At 66.2% G+C, this 15,770-nt stretch carries 17 protein-coding genes and 1 pseudogene; 8 read left to right on the forward strand and 10 right to left on the reverse strand.

Features of this window, described 5'->3' with window-relative positions; translation table 11 throughout:
• Both WAO18_RS20580 and WAO18_RS20585 read right to left on the reverse strand, forming a co-directional pair.
• On the reverse strand, positions 1-302 hold a 302-nt coding region (locus WAO18_RS20580), incomplete at its 3' end, for a methyltransferase domain-containing protein (protein ID WP_422208084.1).
• 10 nt (positions 303-312) lie between these two features.
• Positions 313-1,791, reverse strand: coding sequence for a glutamate--cysteine ligase (locus WAO18_RS20585; protein ID WP_422208085.1), 1,479 nt, complete (start codon positions 1,789-1,791; stop codon positions 313-315).
• 119 nt (positions 1,792-1,910) lie between these two features.
• Here WAO18_RS20585 and glpK point away from each other — a divergent pair, with 119 nt between their 5' ends.
• The gene (gene glpK / locus WAO18_RS20590) at positions 1,911-3,428 is read left to right on the forward strand and encodes a glycerol kinase GlpK (RefSeq protein ID WP_422208086.1); all 1,518 of its coding nucleotides are present in this window, start codon (positions 1,911-1,913) and stop codon (positions 3,426-3,428) included.
• A 49-nt stretch (positions 3,429-3,477) separates the two neighbouring features.
• Here the strand turns inward: glpK and WAO18_RS20595 are convergent, their stop codons facing one another.
• Positions 3,478-4,212, reverse strand: coding sequence for a PadR family transcriptional regulator (locus WAO18_RS20595; RefSeq protein WP_422208087.1), 735 nt, complete (start codon positions 4,210-4,212; stop codon positions 3,478-3,480).
• Positions 4,213-4,362: 150 nt separating this feature from the next.
• Between WAO18_RS20595 and WAO18_RS20600 the strand changes: the two genes are divergently transcribed.
• Positions 4,363-4,743 (forward strand): hypothetical protein, encoded by a 381-nt coding sequence (locus tag WAO18_RS20600; protein ID WP_422208088.1) that lies wholly within the window; start codon positions 4,363-4,365, stop codon positions 4,741-4,743.
• A 33-nt stretch (positions 4,744-4,776) separates the two neighbouring features.
• Here WAO18_RS20600 and WAO18_RS20605 read toward each other — a convergent pair.
• Positions 4,777-5,514 (reverse strand): annotated as a pseudogene (locus WAO18_RS20605) (RDD family protein); the annotation flags it as partial.
• A 38-nt stretch (positions 5,515-5,552) separates the two neighbouring features.
• Between WAO18_RS20605 and WAO18_RS20610 the strand changes: the two are divergent.
• Positions 5,553-6,545: a stage II sporulation protein M gene (locus WAO18_RS20610; RefSeq protein WP_422208089.1), complete on the forward strand. Its 993-nt coding sequence runs from the start codon at positions 5,553-5,555 to the stop codon at positions 6,543-6,545.
• Position 6,546: 1 nt separating this feature from the next.
• Here WAO18_RS20610 and WAO18_RS20615 read toward each other — a convergent pair whose 3' ends face one another.
• Genes WAO18_RS20615 through WAO18_RS20635 form a run of 5 tightly spaced genes read right to left on the reverse strand, consistent with a single transcriptional unit; the run spans position 6,547 to position 11,812 of the window.
• On the reverse strand, positions 6,547-7,869 hold the full coding sequence (locus WAO18_RS20615; protein ID WP_422208090.1) for a DUF58 domain-containing protein: 1,323 nt from the start codon (positions 7,867-7,869) through the stop codon (positions 6,547-6,549).
• Entirely contained in the window at positions 7,869-8,852 is a 984-nt protein-coding gene (locus WAO18_RS20620; RefSeq protein ID WP_422208091.1) for an AAA family ATPase, read from the reverse strand. Before WAO18_RS20620 ends, WAO18_RS20615 begins: the two co-directional genes overlap by 1 nt.
• On the reverse strand, positions 8,849-9,994 hold the full coding sequence (locus WAO18_RS20625; RefSeq protein WP_422208092.1) for a DUF4350 domain-containing protein: 1,146 nt from the start codon (positions 9,992-9,994) through the stop codon (positions 8,849-8,851). The genes WAO18_RS20620 and WAO18_RS20625 overlap by 4 nt, the downstream gene beginning before the upstream one ends.
• Complete coding sequence (locus WAO18_RS20630; RefSeq protein WP_422208093.1) at positions 9,976-10,629, reverse strand: DUF4129 domain-containing protein; 654 nt, start codon at positions 10,627-10,629, stop codon at positions 9,976-9,978. The genes WAO18_RS20625 and WAO18_RS20630 overlap by 19 nt, the downstream gene beginning before the upstream one ends.
• Before the next feature lie 13 nt (positions 10,630-10,642).
• Positions 10,643-11,812, reverse strand: coding sequence for a hypothetical protein (locus tag WAO18_RS20635; RefSeq protein ID WP_422208094.1), 1,170 nt, complete (start codon positions 11,810-11,812; stop codon positions 10,643-10,645).
• Between the two features lie 125 nt (positions 11,813-11,937).
• On the opposite strand from WAO18_RS20635, the gene WAO18_RS20640 reads away from it, so the two are divergent.
• The 5 genes from WAO18_RS20640 to WAO18_RS20660 all read left to right on the forward strand — a co-directional run bounded on the left by WAO18_RS20640 (position 11,938) and on the right by WAO18_RS20660 (position 14,992).
• Positions 11,938-12,402: a GatB/YqeY domain-containing protein gene (locus WAO18_RS20640; RefSeq protein ID WP_422208095.1), complete on the forward strand. Its 465-nt coding sequence runs from the start codon at positions 11,938-11,940 to the stop codon at positions 12,400-12,402.
• 37 nt (positions 12,403-12,439) lie between these two features.
• The gene (locus tag WAO18_RS20645; protein ID WP_422208096.1) at positions 12,440-13,429 is read left to right on the forward strand and encodes an LLM class F420-dependent oxidoreductase; all 990 of its coding nucleotides are present in this window, start codon (positions 12,440-12,442) and stop codon (positions 13,427-13,429) included.
• Positions 13,429-13,986, forward strand: coding sequence for a type 1 glutamine amidotransferase domain-containing protein (locus WAO18_RS20650; protein WP_422208097.1), 558 nt, complete (start codon positions 13,429-13,431; stop codon positions 13,984-13,986). Before WAO18_RS20645 ends, WAO18_RS20650 begins: the two co-directional genes overlap by 1 nt.
• A 98-nt stretch (positions 13,987-14,084) precedes the next feature.
• Positions 14,085-14,777 carry a HemK2/MTQ2 family protein methyltransferase gene (locus WAO18_RS20655; RefSeq protein WP_422208098.1) on the forward strand — a complete coding sequence of 231 codons (693 nt, stop codon included), beginning with the start codon at positions 14,085-14,087 and terminating at the stop codon, positions 14,775-14,777.
• Positions 14,774-14,992 carry a CDGSH iron-sulfur domain-containing protein gene (locus WAO18_RS20660; protein ID WP_422208099.1) on the forward strand — a complete coding sequence of 73 codons (219 nt, stop codon included), beginning with the start codon at positions 14,774-14,776 and terminating at the stop codon, positions 14,990-14,992. Before WAO18_RS20655 ends, WAO18_RS20660 begins: the two co-directional genes overlap by 4 nt.
• On the opposite strand, the gene WAO18_RS20665 is transcribed toward WAO18_RS20660, so the two are convergent.
• Positions 14,972-15,770 (reverse strand): iron-containing redox enzyme family protein (locus WAO18_RS20665; RefSeq protein WP_422208100.1); only part of this gene is annotated, 799 nt, incomplete at its 5' end. The two genes, WAO18_RS20660 and WAO18_RS20665, sit on opposite strands and share 21 nt — an antisense overlap.

Genomic DNA, 15,770 nt, shown 5'->3' on the forward strand with positions numbered 1-15,770 from the left:
GAGGTGATGTCGGCTTGTTCGAAGCTGGCCGCGCTCAGCCCGCGCTCTTCGGCGGCTTTGGTGGCGGCGGTGATTGCGGTCGGCGTGAGGTCGACGCCGTGCACGGTATAGCCGTCGGCGGCCAGCGCCAGCGACACCTCGGCGTAACCGCACCCGGCGTCCAGCACATCGTTGCGGAATTTTCCGGCGGCGGCCAGCGCGGCCAACTCGGGCTGCGGCTCACCGATGTTCCAGGGTGGGGGACCTTCGAACTCGCCTTCCTGGCGGTATGCGCTGTCCCAGTCCATTACTTCATTTGCCATGTCGTCCAACCTACTCCGGCACTTCCCAGCTGTGGACCGGCTCGTTGGTGTGCATGTGCTCGCAGTACAGCCGCAGCATCTCGGCCAGCGCCGCGGGCCGGGCCATTCCACCGCGTTGCAGCGCCCGCACGGTGGACACCTGCCAGGCCGCGCCGTTGCGTCCCGCGCGGGCCCGGCCTTCGATCACACCGAGCAACCGGTCGCGTACTTCGGCGGCAACACCCCAGCGGTCCAGCCCGTCGTGCGCCATCGGCAGCAGCTTGCCGAGCACCAGCTCCTCGGTGGTGACGTCGTCCAAACCCGGCCAGAGCAGTCTCGCGTGCATGCCGCGGCGGGCCGCCTCGAAGAAATTATGTTGTGCCGCAGCGAATGTCATCCTGGTCCAGATCGGACGATCCTCTTCGGTCAGCGTGCGCAGCATGCCGTAGTAGAAGGCGGCGTTGGCCATCATGTCGATGACCGTCGGTCCAGCGGGCAGGACGCGATTCTCCACCCGCAGATGCGGTCTTCCGGCTACGACGTCGTAGACCGGCCGGTTCCACCGGTAGACGGTGCCGTTGTGCAGGCGCAGCTCCGCGAGATGCGGGGTGCGCCCTGCGGCGAGTTCGGCGACCGGATCCTCGTCGGAGACCTCGGGCAGCAGCGACGGGAAGTAGCGCACATTCTCCTCGAACAGATCGAAGATCGACGTGACCCATCGTTCGCCGAACCACACCCGGGGCCGCACCCCTTGGGTTTTCAACTCGTCGGGACGGGTGTCGGTGGATTGGGCGAACAACTCGATCCGGGTTTCGGACCACAGACGGTGACCGAAGAAGTACGGGGAGTTGGCACCCAGCGCGAGCTGCGGCCCGGCCAGCACCTGCGCCGCGTTCCAGTTGCCGGCGAAATCCTCGGGCGACACCTGCAGGTGCAACTGCGTACTGGTGCAGGCTGATTCGGGAGCGATGGACGTCGACTTCATGCTGAGCGGCTCGGGTCCGTCGATATCGATCTGGATGTCTTCACCGCGGGCGTTGAAGATGGAGTCGTTGAGCGCCACATACCGCAACGACTCGCTCATCCATCCACTGGCCAGGTGCTCGGGCATCAGCGTGGGCAGGATCCCGATCATCACGATGTGGGCCCCGCCGGCACTGGCCTTGGTCTCGGCGGCATTCAAACTGGCTCGCACCTCGTCTTCGAGCTGCACCCAGGTGTGGCCGCCGAGCGGCCGGGGTGGGACGTTGAATTCGATGTTGTAGGCACCCAATTCGGTCTGGTAGGCCGGATCGGCGATGGCGGCCAGCACCTCCGAATTGGTCATGGCCGGCTGATAATCGCCGTCGACCAGGTTGCATTCGATTTCCATCCCGGTGAGCGGATGGTCGACTTCGAAGCTGGACCGCGCCAGCATCGTTTCGAACACGTCGAGGCACAGTTGCACCTTGCGCCGGTACTCCTGCCGATCGACGCGCTGGTAGTTGGTCCGCTTGACGTCTTTGCCCACTAAGCAGATGCAACCGTTTTACTCACCGCGACGCAACAGATCGGCCAAATCAACTTTCTTCTCGTTCAACCACGTGCCTACGTAGTCCATGATGGACTTCAAGCGCGGGAGGAGAACAATTGGCCGAGTTCGTCGCTTCGATCGACCAGGGCACCACCAGTACGCGCTGCATGATCTTCGACCGCGACGGCAGCGAGGTGGGCCGCCATCAACTCGAGCACGAGCAGATTCTGCCGCAGGCCGGATGGGTCGAGCACAACCCGGTCGAGATCTGGGAGCGCACCACATCGGTGCTGATCTCAACGCTCAACGCGACCAATCTTTCAGCGAAAGACCTTGTCGCATTGGGAATCACGAATCAGCGTGAGACGACGCTGGTGTGGAACCGGCACACCGGCCGCCCGTATTACAACGCGATCGTCTGGCAGGACACCCGCACTGACCGGATCGCGTCGGCACTGGACCGCGACGGCAGGGGCGACGTGATCCGGCACAAGGCGGGGCTGCCGCCGGCGACCTATTTCGCCGGTGGCAAATTGCAATGGATCCTGGCGAACGTCGACGGTGCGCGCGCCGCGGCCGAAACGGGCGACGCGATTTTCGGCACCATCGACACCTGGCTGTTGTGGAATCTGACCGGCGGACCCCGCGGCGGGGTACACGTCACCGACGTCACCAACGCCAGCCGGACCATGTTGATGAATCTGGAGACCTTGGACTGGGACGAGCAGCTGCTGTCGTTTTTCGACATTCCGCGAACGATGCTTCCGTCGATCGCGTCGTCGTCGCCGCGTCAGCCATACGGGTTCACGTCACCGGACGGACCACTCGGCGGAGAGGTACCGATCACCGGAATCCTCGGTGACCAGCACGCGGCCATGGTCGGTCAGGTCTGTTTTGAACCCGGCGAGGCCAAAAACACCTACGGCACCGGCAATTTCCTGCTGCTGAACACCGGCGAACAGATCGTCCGATCCGGCAACGGACTGTTGACCACGGTGTGCTACCAATTCGGCGACGCCAAACCTGTCTACGCCCTTGAGGGTTCGATCGCGGTCACGGGATCGGCGGTGCAGTGGCTGCGTGATCAACTGGGCATCATCAGTGGGGCGGCGCAGAGCGAGTCGCTGGCGCGACAGGTGGAGGACAACGGCGGGGTGTACTTCGTTCCGGCGTTCTCGGGCTTGTTCGCGCCGTATTGGCGCTCCGATGCCCGCGGCGCCATCGTCGGGCTGTCACGGTTCAACACCAACGCACACCTGGCCCGCGCGACATTGGAGTCGATCTGTTATCAGAGCCGCGATGTGGTCGACGCGATGCAGGCTGATTCGGCTGTGCGCCTTGAGGTTGTGAAGGTCGACGGCGGAATCACCGCGAACGACCTGTGCATGCAGATCCAGGCGGACGTCCTGGGTGTCGACGTGGTGCGTCCGGTGGTGGCCGAGACGACCGCCCTGGGCGCGGCGTACGCCGCGGGACTGGCGGTCGGCTTTTGGGCTGGCCCGGATCAGCTGCGGGCGAACTGGCGCGAAGGCAAGCGCTGGACGCCCGCCTGGAGCGACGAACAGCGCTCCGCGGGCTATGCGGGATGGCGAAAAGCCGTGCAGCGCACACTTGATTGGGTAGAGGTGTCCTGACCCGAAAGGTGGGGACCGGCGCTTGCCGGCCCCCACCTCTACAATGCGATCAGTCGTCTTCGCCGAGGATCGTGTAGATCTCGCGGCGAGCGTTGTTGACGATGTCGATGATGCGTTGCTGCTGCTCGGTGCTGGCGGCGTGCGCGGATTGCGCTACGGCGCCAAACAATTGGCCGACAGCTGCCCTCAGTCTGAGATGCGCGGGGTCGACCCCGTCGGCGATCTCGTCCCACGGCGGGGTCGCGACCTTCTCGGCGGCTTCTTTGCCGGCGTCGGTCAGCTGGAAAAGCTTCTTGCTGCCCTCGCTTTCCGACGCGACAATCAGCCCCTCGTCGACCAGCAGTTGCAGGGTCGGGTAGACCGAGCCGGGGCTCGGCTTCCACAGGTCCTGGCTCCGCTCGGCGACCTCCTGGATGATTTCGTAGCCGTGCATCGGTCGCTCGGCGAGCAGCACCAGGATGGCGGCACGGACGTCGCCTCGGCGGCCTCGCCGGCCATGGCCGCCGCGTCGTCCGCCGCGCTGGCCCGGGCCGAAGCCTGGACCGAAGCCACCGGGACCGAATCCGCCGGGACCGAAGCCGCGGCCGAAGCCGGGCCCGAACGGCCCGTCATGACCGGCGTCGTGGCCCCGGACGAGGTCGCGGAACTCGCGGCGGGCTTGCCTGCGCTGTTCGTGCAGTGCGCGGCGGTCCTGGGGTGCGAAGCCGAAGCCCGATGGCCCCGGCCCACCCGCGAATGGCCCGCCCACATGGGGCTTGCCTGCCTCAAGAAATGGGTTATTCATAGGGTTCTTCTCGTTTCTGGAAAGCTAGCGCCGTATGCGCTAACGATACGACGACGATATATCGGAAACTATCGTTAGGCAAGACCGGAATCGAACTGGGTCTTACCTGGCAGCGGTTTGCGGGCGCCGGTAGTGGGGTAGCACCCCCACATGAGCAACGAAAACGTTGACGTGGAGGTCGAGGCAGACCTTGACCGCGGCGCCGGCGGCCCAGACCGAAGCCAGCGTGTGCGACTGTGGGTGAACTGGGGACTTGCACTGCTTACCGCGGTGGGCGCGGCCGTCGTGATGGCGGTCGCATTGGGAGCCGTTATGAGCACCGCTGCCTGCAGCGACAAGGCCTGCCCGAACCTGGGGCCAAAGGGGATCAGTTTCGACGCGCTGTTCTACGGCGCGCCGGTGGTGGCTGCCGTGGCGATACTTGTTTCCTTCTTCACCGCACGGCGACGGTGGGGATTCGTGGTCCCGGTGATCGCGCTTGCGGCGCTGATCGCCGATGCCGCCACGATTGCCGTCACAGTCGCGCAGTAATCACCACTGCGGCGGGAAACCGTTACCAGGAAACGGGCGCAACCGGGCGAGTTCCCGACGGTGCCGTTCGGCCAGGACGGCCGCCAGGGCCAACTGGGGAGGAGTCCCGGGTGGCGGTGGCGGGGCCACCCGGCTGAACACGTCATTGGCGATCCGGTAGGCCATTTGATCGCGCATATGCGGATCGAGTTGCATTGCACGTGTGAGGAATTGACGTGCGATCTCGGCTTGCTCAGCGCTCAGGCCAGACAGCTGCAGCGATGCGGCCCACCACGCCAGATGCGGCGGCATGGTGGGCGGTGGGCCAGGCTTCGGCCCACGCTCGCTGATCACCACCGTGCCGGCAAAGATGTCGCCGATTCGCTTGGCTCGCGGCGAGAGCATGCTGCAGATCACCGCGGGGCTGCCCAACAGTCCCCAGATCTCGATGACCGAAGCCAATGCCCGAAACAGGGCCTGGCGGAAGCGTTCCGGGCTGCCGTCGTCGGACACCACCCGCAGGCCCATCGCCATCTTGCCGAGCGTGCGACCGCGTGTCGCGGTCTCGAACACCAGCGGGTAGCCGACGAAAACCAGCACGGTGAAGATGATCATGATCGCCGACGTCACCGCCTCGTCGAACTGGCTGAGCGTGGCCGCCCACAATATCAATGTCATCAGGTAGCCGATCAGGATGACGCCGATGTCGATCAGCGCGCTCACCGCCCGTACCGGTAACTGGGCGACCCGCACGTCAAGCACCACGGCGTCCCCGGTCACCACCTCCGACATACAGCGAACGCTACCCTCGCTTGGCTAGTGTTTACCTGGTGGACGTCGACGCGTTCGTGCTCGCGCACCGCGACAACTGGGACCGCCTCGAACGATTGGTGAAGAACCGTCACAGGCTCGGCGGCAGCGAGGTCGACGAGCTCGTCGACCTCTACCAACGGGCGTCGACGCACTTGTCGATGCTGCGCTCGGCGTCGTCCGATTCGGCGCTGGTCGGCAGCCTTTCGAGTCTGGTCGCTCGGGCACGAGCGGCGGTCACCGGTGCCCACGCGCCGCTGTCCAGCGAGTTCACCCGGTTCTGGACTGTGTCGTTTCCGGTCGCCGCGTACCGCGCCTGGCGATGGTGGCTGGGGACGGCGGTGGTGTTCTTCGCCGTCACGGCAGTGATCGCACTGTGGGTCATCGGGAGCCAGGAAGTGCAGTCGACGATCGGAACGCCAAGCGAGCTCAACGAATTGGTCAATCACGACTTCGCCTCCTACTACAGCGAGCACGCGGCTGCCGCGTTCGCACTTCATGTGTGGGTGAACAACTCCTGGGTGGCGGCGAAGTGCATCGCGTTTGCCGTCTTGTTGGGGCTGCCGATCCCGTTCGTGCTGTTCGCCAATGCGACCAACCTCGGCGTGGTCGCCGGGCTGATGCTGCAGGCCGGCAGGGCCGACGTGCTGCTGGGATTGCTTCTCCCACACAGCCTCCTGGAGCTGACGGCGGTGTTCCTGGCGGGCGCTGCGGGCATGCGACTGGGCTGGTCGATCATCTCGCCGGGCGATCGCCCGCGCGGCCAGGTACTCGCTGAGCAGGGTCGTACCGTGATCTCGGTGGCCGTGGGTTTGGTTGTGGTGCTGCTGGTCTCGGGCGCCATCGAGGCTTTCGTGACGCCGTCCGGGCTGCCGACATCCCTGCGTATCGGCATCGGAATCCTCGCCGAAGCGGGCTTTTTGGCGTACATCGGGTATTTCGGCCGACGCGCGGTTCGGGTCGGTGACAGCGGCGACCTCGCTGACGCACCAGACGTCGTCCCAATCCGCTGAGCTAGAGCCGACCGGTGGCTTTCATCGCGAGATAACGGTCGGCCAGTGCCGGAGCGAGCTCAGTGGGCGGCGCGTCGACGACCTCCACACCACTGTGACGCAGCCGCGAGGCGATCCCCCACCGTTCATGCCGAGCACGTTCGGCGGCCGCCGCGTCGTATACCGCAGCCGCATCGGACCGCCCGCCGGCCAACTGTTCGACGCGAGGGTCGGAAACCGCGGCGACGATTACCAAATGCTTAGCCGACAGCTTGGGCAGCACCGGCAACAAGCCCTCTTCGAGTGCGCTCGCGTTGAGGTCGGTCATCAGCACTACCAGCGCTCGACGCCGGGTGCGCCGCATGATTGCGGAAACCATTGCCCTGGAGTCAGATTCGATGAGCGCCGGGTGCAGCGGCGCCATCGCCTCGACCAGGCGGCCCAGCAACTCCGTTCGGGAAGAGCCGAACACACCAACCCGAGTGGTCCGGTCGTGGGCCAGGAAATCCACATGGTCGCCGGCGCGCGATGCGAGCGCGGCCAGTAGCAGCGCAGCGTCCATCGACCAGTCCAGCCGGGGCCAGCCGCTTGGGTCGCCGGCTGTCGGATCGACTCCGACGCGGCCGGCGGAGGTTCGCCCGGTGTCGAGCACGATGACCACTCGTCGGTCACGTTCCGGCCGCCAGGTCCGGACGACCACGTCGGTGCGCCGGGCGGTTGCCCGCCAGTCGATCGAACGAACGTCGTCGCCGACCACATACTCACGCAGCGAGTCAAATTCGGTTCCCTGGCCGCGGGTCAGCGTCGGCAACAGCCCGTCGATCTCCCGAAGCCGGGCCAGCCGTGACGGCAGGTGCTTGCGGGACAGGAATGGCGGCAGCACCCGCACCTCTCCGGGAACCGGTCGCGATCTCTGCCGACCCGCCAATCCCAGCGGACCGATGCAGCGCGCCGTCACCGCCGCCGATCGCTGATCGCCGCGGCGGACGGGCTGCACCCAGATGTCCATTCGCCGGACCTGGCCGGCAGCGATATCGACCGCTTCACTTCGGGGTTCGGCCCGTGCGCTGGGCGGCCAGGCATCGCGGACCCGGCCACGGAATCGTCGTCGACCACCGTTGTGGATCAGCAGGCCGAGGGGCGCCGATTCGCCCAGCCGAACCGACCCGTTCGGCAAGCGGGTGTACTGCAGCTGCGACGCGTTGGCCGCCAACGCTATGTCGGCAAGGACCGCCACGGCCAGCAGTGCCAGCAACAACACGAAAGATTGTGCCGGCCAAGGCGATAACGTGATCGGCAGAGCGCACAGCAGCGCGATCAGTCCGGTGCGCCCGGTCAAAACCACTAGCGTGGCACCCGCACCGAGGCCAGGATGCCGTCGAGAACGCCGTCGGTGGTGGCGCCCTCCAACTCCGCCTCCGGCCGCAGCAGCACCCGGTGCCGCAGGGTTGGACGGGCCATCGCCTTCACGTCGTCGGGCGTGACGTAGCTGCGCCCGGACAGCCATGCCCACGATCGCGCCGTCGCCAGCAAGGCGGTTGCGCCACGCGGTGAGACGCCCAGCTGCAGTGCGGGCGAGTGCCGCGTCGCGCCGACGACGTCGACGATGTAGCCGAGCACCTCATCGGCCACCAGCACCCGTCGCATCGCGTCACGGCCCGCCGTCAGCTCCGCCGCCCCGGCTACCGGCCGGATCGCCGACAGATCGCGCGGGTCGAAGCCATGAGCGTGCCGGCCCAGGATGGCGATTTCGGCATCGCGCGGCGGCAGCGGCACATCCAGTTTCAGCAGAAACCGGTCGAGCTGAGCTTCCGGCAATTGGTAGGTGCCTTCGTATTCGATCGGGTTCTGGGTCGCCGCGACGATGAACGGATCGGGTAGCGGCCTGGGCTCGCCGTCCACGCTGACCTGGCGCTCTTCCATCGCTTCCAGCAGCGCCGCCTGCGTCTTCGGTGGTGTGCGGTTGATTTCGTCGGCGAGCAGAAGGTTGGTGAAGACCGGTCCGCTGCGGAAGGTGAATGCGGAGGTGCGATTGTCGTACACAAGTGATCCGGTGACGTCGCCGGGCATCAGGTCTGGCGTGAACTGGACGCGCTTGAAGTCCAATTGCAGCGCCGCGGCCAGTGAACGAACCAACAGGGTCTTGGCTACGCCCGGAACGCCTTCGAGCAGAACGTGACCGCGGCAGAGCAGCGCGATCACCAACCCGGTGATCACCGCCTCCTGCCCCACGACGGCCTTGCCGATCTCGGCGCGCAGCGCGAGTAACGCATGACGCGCCGCCTGCTCTTCCGGTGGCGCCGCGGAGCTGGCGTGTGGCTGATTCATAGGCGTGCGACCTGCCTTTCGATGTCGTCGAGTGCGCGGGCGAGCTGGATCAAGTCGGCATCGGTGGCCGGTGGCGGCCCAAACAGGATATGCCGCAACGACTCCGGGTCAGCCCGGGTGTGTTGAGCCATGGCGAGCAGCACTGTGGGGTGTGGCGTGTCCACGCCGAGACCGAGCCGGGGCAGCATCCGTTGTAGTGCTGCGCTGCGCAGCGCTTGCGCGGCCCGATCGCGGGCTCGTCGCGATCGATACAGCCGGCCGCGGCCTTCCACCGTCTCCGACGCGCGGACCACGACCGGCAGGTCCTCGGCAACGAGTGGCCCGATCCGGCGGCCCTTCCACAGCGCGACGAGCGCCACCGTCAGGCACAACTGCGCGACCATCCAGGTCACATTGTCGGGGATCAGGTCGAAAATCGTTCCCTTTCCTGATGATCCACCTTCGATGTGCTGCGGCGCGTACCACACCAGCCGGGGATGCTGACCCGCGAGGTTCATCGCCAGCGCGGCATTGCCTGCCCGCAACAGTCCCCCGTTGGTCATGAAGTCCGTATTGCCGACCACCGTCACGGTTCGGTCGCCGTCGCGGTAGCGGACCAGCGCCCCGCCGTAGCAGCTACTCACCGTGCTGTCGCCGACGGCTCGGTAGGTGTTTGACGGCTCCAGGTCAACCGACCCCGCCTGATTCGCCTCTCGCAGAGCGCAATCCGGCTTCGTTTCCGGCGCGCCGGCCTTGCCGCTGCGAATACCCGGTGCGAGCGCGGCGCGAGCGCGCGAGGTCGGTTCAATCAGCAGTAGATCGCCCGGGCTGCCGGCCAGCCTCTGCAGCAGCCCTTCGTCGGCGACGCGCTGCGTGTGGGCGAACAAGAGCAGCGTTCCGGGACGCGCAGCGTTCGCAGCCTCGTCGACGCTGTTGGCTACCACGACGGCGACGCCATGGTCACGCAGCAGCGCCACCAGCGCGTGCGCGCCGTCGGGTCCGGTCGACTCGGGATCCATAACCCCACCGGGCCGTGGCGCGGTCAGGTACGTGCCGACCGCGGCGATAGCGCAGATGGCAAGCAACGCGGGCAGCGCCCACCGCCACGTTCGTCGCCGCACCGGGCGTGGCGCCTCGGCGACCGTCACCGGACTCGGGCCCATGAGTCGGCTTCGCGGTGCGCGACGGGCCCGGATTGGCCAGCCGGAGAATGGAATCGAAGATGGTCGTCCAGATCCGCGATCAGCTGGTAGGAATCCAGGGTGCCCGGCCTCGCCCCATACGTGACGTCGTTGAATGCGGCTGCCGACCGCGACAATTCGGCGGCCAGTTGAGGTATGCGTTCGGCGGCGGCGTCGGCCAGTTCATTGGCGGTGCGACCGGGAGACGGGGCCAAGGCCCCGCTCTCTTCGAGGTCACGGGCCACCGCGCGTAAGCGATGCCGAATGGCGGCGGTCCAATCTCCTTCGGAGGCACATCGTTCCGCGATGGCGCGGTGCTGGGCGGCAGTCAGCTGACCGGCGTCGAACACTTCGTAGTCGCCGCCTTGGCGGGTGCGGATAGTCCTTCGCGCGATACGAATGGCCACCACGACCGCGACCACCAGCAGGGTGACCAATACGCTGACGGTGAACCACCCGCCCGGAAGCGACGAGCCTTTCTCGAGCAGGCGGTACAGCAACTCGTGGATCCATTCGTGGACCCGCTGCGTCACTGAGCCTTTGGGGTAGATCGGCTTGTCGAGTTCGCGCTGGGCGGCCTGGTGCGCGGTGTCGCGGTCGATGTCGATAGCGGGCATCCTCGGCTAGTCCTCACACCGGCCGGGTCAGCCAGAGATAGTCGCTCGAGGCTATCGCCGCGGGACCCCCGGCGGCACCGGTCTGCAACACCAGATCGAATGCCTCGCTGCGAATCCGGCGGTCGGCGTAGAGCAGGACAAGCACGCCCGCACTGAAAGGGGCTGTAATGATCCGGCCGATCGCCGATCCGACGGCCCCCACCGTCAGGCCCAGCAGCACGGGGCCGCCTCCGCCGAGCAGGGTACCGAGGAACTCGAACGGCACGGCGACGGCACCCGAAATCAAGGTGACCACCAACCAGGTCAGTACGCGGATACCAAACACTCGCCAAAAGCTGTTGCGTACCAATGCGAATGATCGCGTCAGGGCGCTGATCACCGGTAGCCTTTCCAACACGATCAGCGCGGGCGCGAACGACCACGCTGTGTATAGGTAGACCAACGCCGCGATCGCGCCCAGCACCAGCGGGAAACCGAGGACAATTGCCGCTCCGACGTTGCCCGCGGCGGCGATGACCCCGACGATCACCCCCACCGCACCGCACAGCACTATCAACCCGGTCGACTCGAGTGCCACCAGCCCGATCAGCGCGGGCAGCCGTCCGCGAATCCTGGCCCAGGTTTCGCCGGCGCCGATTGTCGAGCCGAAGACCGCTCGGCCGACGACGACCGCGAGCATGCCGGTCAGCAGGGCGCCGGCCAGCCAACCGACCAGCGCGCTGAGCCCTCCAGAGAGCGTCCACGCCCCCACGTCGCCGCCGGTGTGTTCCTCGGATGGGCCGGTACGCATTCGGCTGGCCGCAGCCAGTGGTCCCAGGACCGCGACGAGGGTAAGGATTTGCGTGATCACGACGACGACGGCCGTCAGCCCGAGGGTGACTCTGGGGTTGGCCCGGACGTAGACCGCCGCGCCGTTGTAGATGTCGCTCAGGCTCAGCGGCCGCAACGGGATGATCCCCGGCGCCCAGGTTCGGCGAGCCTGCGGCGGCGGTAGGCCGTAGCCGGGCCCCGGGCCATACCGGGGTTGTGGGGGATACCCGGGCTGCCAGCCGTAGCCGGGCGGGGGAGGGTAGCCGGGTGGCGGATAACCCATCGGTGGATAGCCCGGCGGTGGGTGTGCGGCGGGAGGGTAGCCGATCGGCGGGTAGCCGCCATCCGGGTAATCGGGCGGCGGCGTGCTCACCAGGTGGAGCCGCCGTCAAGGTCGATCATGGTTCCCATACTGTCGGCCACCCGGTCATTTCTCAACGTGCGCGGTGTTTGCGGGCCCGGCCGTCTGATCGTGGTGCGGCGCGTAGCGTCTCCGCCATGGCAGAACTCAAGTCCCGGTTGCGGGCGGACCTGACCGGTGCGATGAAGGCGAAGGACAAGCTGCGCACGGCAACGCTGCGGATGCTGCTGGCCGCGATCCAGACCGAAGAGGTCTCCGGCAAACAGGCCCGCGAGCTCTCCAACGACGAGGTGCTCAAGGTGCTGGCCAGGGAGTCGCGCAAGCGCGGTGAGGCCGCCGAGATCTACACCCAGAACGGCCGCGGCGAGCTGGCAGCCAACGAGCATGCCGAAGCCCGGGTCATCGACGAGTACCTGCCGACCCCGTTGACCGACGCCGAGCTGGCCGACGTCGCCGACACCGCACTCGCACAGGTTGCCGAGGAGCTGGGCGAACGGCCGGGTATGAAGCAGATGGGCATGGTGATGAAGGCGGCCACGGCGTTGGCGGCCGGCAAGGCCGACGGGGCGCGCCTGTCGAAGGCGGTCAAAGACCGCCTGTAGCCGTTTGCCTTAGCGGCACGCGGGTATCCCGAATCGTATGACGCGGTTTGGCTATACCCTGATGACAGAGCAGAACGGCCCGAAAGGCCTTGTCCAGTACGCTATTTCGGCTGAACACCGAGGTTTTGACTTCGAGGTGATCAGCGATCACTTTTCGCCGTGGCTGGCATCGCAGGGCCACGCGCCCAATGCGTGGGCGGTGTTGGGCGCGATAGCGCAGGTGACCGATCGCGTCGACCTCTATACCTACGTGACCTGTCCGACCATGCGCTACAACCCGGCGATCGTCGCGCAGCAAGCGGCGACCGTGCAGATTCTCGCCGACGGCAGGTTCACCCTGGGCCTGGGCAGCGGGGAAAACCTCAACGAGCACGTGATCGGCAAGGGCTGGCCCGCGATCACGCAACGCCAGGACATGCTGCGCGAGGCGATCGAAATCATTCGTGCGTTGTTCGACGGCGGTCTGGTCGACTGGCGCGGCGACTACTACCAAGTGGACTCCGCGCGACTGTGGGATCTGCCGGACGTCCCGGTCGGTCTCGGCGTCGCGGTGGGCGGGAAGAAGGCGATTGAAAAGTTCGGCCTCCTCGCCGACCATCTGATCGCCGTGGAACCCGACCGCGACCTCGTGTACGAGTGGCATTCCGCGCGCCAGGCCCGCGGGTTGGCCGGCGGCGGCCGGATCGTCGGTCAGATCCCGATCTGTTGGGATCCCGATCGGGACGCGGCGATCGAACGCGCGCACAACCAGTTCCGCTGGTTTGGGGGCGGATGGAAGGTTAACGCCGACTTGCCAACCCCGGCGGGCTTCGCCGGCGCGACCAAGTTTGTCCGTCCCGAGGATGTTGCCGACAGTATTCCCTGCGGACCGGATCTGGATGCGATCGTCGAGGCGGTCCGGCCGTACTGGGAGGCGGGCTTCACCGACATCGCCCTGCTGCAGGTCGGCGGAGACAGCCAGGACGAGTTTCTCAAGGAAGCCGCCGAGCCGCTGCTGGCGGCGCTCCGCTCGGAAGGAGAGCACTGATGCCAAACTCATTGCAAGGCAGGAAGGTAGCGATTCTGGCTGCCGATGGCGTGGAGAAGGTCGAGTTCGAACAGCCGCGCGCGACACTGAGCGATAACGGTGCACAGGTTCAGCTGCTGTCGCTGAAAACCGATGACATACAAGCACGCAACCATGATTTAGAACCGGCGGGAACAATCGCTGTCGATCGAGCGGTGTCGGGGGTATCCGTCGATGAGTTCGACGCGCTGGTACTGCCCGGCGGCACGGTGAATCCGGACAAATTGAGACTGGACAGTTCGGCGGTCTCGTTCGTACGAGACTTCGTGAATTCCGGCAAGCCGGTAGCTGCGATATGCCACGGACCATGGACCCTGGTAGAGGCGGGCGTGGTTGCGGGCCGCACGGTGACGTCGTATCCGAGCATCCGCACCGATCTGCGAAATGCCGGCGCCAAGGTCGTCGACGAGGAGGTCGTCGTCGACGAGAATCTGATCACCAGCCGGTCGCCGTCGGACCTTCCGGCGTTTTGCGCGGCCATCGTCAGGCAACTGGAGCAGGCTCCGGCGCGCCCCTGAGCACTTCACTGACGAATCCGGTTTCGGCACCGCGGATTGTGGGCATCAATCACCACAAGCCGTGACAAGCATGGTGATCAGGATCTCGAAAGGCCGACGTGACGATCGCTTATCCCGCGCCGAATAATTCGCTCGATATCGATGGCGTTTACCCCCCGCAACATGACTCACAGTTGCTGATCGACTGCATGGAAGAGACCGAGTTGGCGCGGGGGCGACGGGTATTGGACCTGTGTACGGGGAGCGGCGTGGTCGCGATCGCTGCCGCTGAACTCGGTGCGGCCAGCGTGGTCGCATTCGACATCTGCCCGCGCGCGGTGTGCTGTTCGCAGGGCAATGCGGTCTACGCCGGCGTCGATGTCGAAGTTCGCGAGGGATCGTGTTCTGGCGCATTAGATTACGCGCCGTTCGATCTCATCGTGACGAACCCGCCTTACGTGCCGACCCCGCCGTCCGGCGACACCGATGTCATCCCGATCACCGCGGGGCCGGCCCGGGCCTGGGACGCGGGTGTCGACGGGCGCATGGTGTTGGACCCGTTGTGTGACACGGCGGGCGCGCTGCTGGACGCCGGCGGATCGATGTTGCTGGTCCAGTCGGCGCTTTCTGGCGTCGGCAAGTCACTGGAATCGCTGCGGTCGACCGGCCTAAACGCCGAAGTCATTGCTTCCCAGAGGATTCCCTTCGGCCCAGTGCTTTCGGCGCGGGCGCGCTGGCTGGAAGTCACCGGCCAGATCAAGCGGGGATGCCGGACAGAGGAACTGGTGGTAATCCGGGCGGACAAGCCATGACCGGGCAGTTGCGGGTTCAGGTGATTCCGAACGGGCCGGTGCTGATACCTGGGCCGGTGCGCATCGAGACGCCGGGTGGTGACGTGGTCGAATCCGACCGGTTCATGGTCGCCGTCTGCACCTGCCGCCGCAGCAAGAACTATCCGATGTGCGACACCAGCCACCGCCGTTGTCGGTCTGCGCTGCAGGCGAAGTCAGCTGAGCGGCCGTCGTAGGGAGGTCTCGCCGGCCTTCCACGACGCCATGATGACGTCGGCCAGCCGGTCTTCGACGGCGGCGTGTGCGCGAATCCCGAACACCACGTCACCGTCCAGGTGGGGTTCGCGCGCGACGAGATCGCCCACCACGTCGTTGCGTACCACCTGCTCATGAACCGCGTCGGCCTCGACGTGTTCGCGGTAGAACGTAACGCATTCCGGCGGTGCGGACATGCGCTCCAACGCCTCGGTCAGCCGGCGTGAGCCCGGCGACGAGGTGATCTCCGTCGAGGCGAAATGCCCGACGGCGGCTCCGCGGAACTCGCGGTGTAAACCGAAGAGCGACATCAGGTTCACCACCGCAAGCGATTCGGCGGGAACCACTTCCAGATAGGCAAGGTAGGTCGCGTCGAGCCCCGCTGCGGTCAACAAGTCGGCGAACAGCTGCTGATGCAACTTTGCGCCGTGCCCCGCGCCGTATTCGTCGAATTCGACTGCGACGAAAGATGCCTTGGCCTGGCCGGTGAGACGAGGGATCGCGAAGGCGTGCGGGTCGCCTTCTTTGAGGTGATACAACGAGCGATGCACGAAATATTCGCGCATCTGATCCCAGGTTCCGTTGTCGCGCAACCAGTATGACGGCCCGGCCCCGTCGGACGCCTCGATCGACAGGTCGTCCATTTCGGCCTGGGCCGTTCGGCCCGATTCGATAGGCCCGACGTCGCGACGCACTTTGGCCAGAAATGCGCGTTCCAGTTGTGCTCGCAGATGGAGCAATCCGGGATTCCACTCCCAG

Source organism: Mycobacterium sp. (assembly GCF_049278535.1).
Classification (GTDB): Bacteria; Actinomycetota; Actinomycetes; order Mycobacteriales; family Mycobacteriaceae; genus Mycobacterium.

Excerpts from the sequence above, each read along its gene's own strand:
- WAO18_RS20595 (WP_422208087.1), bottom strand. The coding sequence starts at position 4,212 with ATGAATAACCCATTTCTTGAGGCAGGCAAGCCCCATGTGGGCGGGCCA.
- WAO18_RS20600 (WP_422208088.1), top strand. The coding sequence starts at position 4,363 with ATGAGCAACGAAAACGTTGACGTGGAGGTCGAGGCAGACCTTGACCGC.
- WAO18_RS20620 (WP_422208091.1), bottom strand. The coding sequence starts at position 8,852 with ATGAATCAGCCACACGCCAGCTCCGCGGCGCCACCGGAAGAGCAGGCG.
- WAO18_RS20625 (WP_422208092.1), bottom strand. The coding sequence starts at position 9,994 with ATGGGCCCGAGTCCGGTGACGGTCGCCGAGGCGCCACGCCCGGTGCGG.
- WAO18_RS20630 (WP_422208093.1), bottom strand. The coding sequence starts at position 10,629 with ATGCCCGCTATCGACATCGACCGCGACACCGCGCACCAGGCCGCCCAG.
- WAO18_RS20640 (WP_422208095.1), top strand. The coding sequence starts at position 11,938 with ATGGCAGAACTCAAGTCCCGGTTGCGGGCGGACCTGACCGGTGCGATG.
- WAO18_RS20645 (WP_422208096.1), top strand. The coding sequence starts at position 12,440 with ATGACGCGGTTTGGCTATACCCTGATGACAGAGCAGAACGGCCCGAAA.
- WAO18_RS20650 (WP_422208097.1), top strand. The coding sequence starts at position 13,429 with ATGCCAAACTCATTGCAAGGCAGGAAGGTAGCGATTCTGGCTGCCGAT.
- WAO18_RS20660 (WP_422208099.1), top strand. The coding sequence starts at position 14,774 with ATGACCGGGCAGTTGCGGGTTCAGGTGATTCCGAACGGGCCGGTGCTG.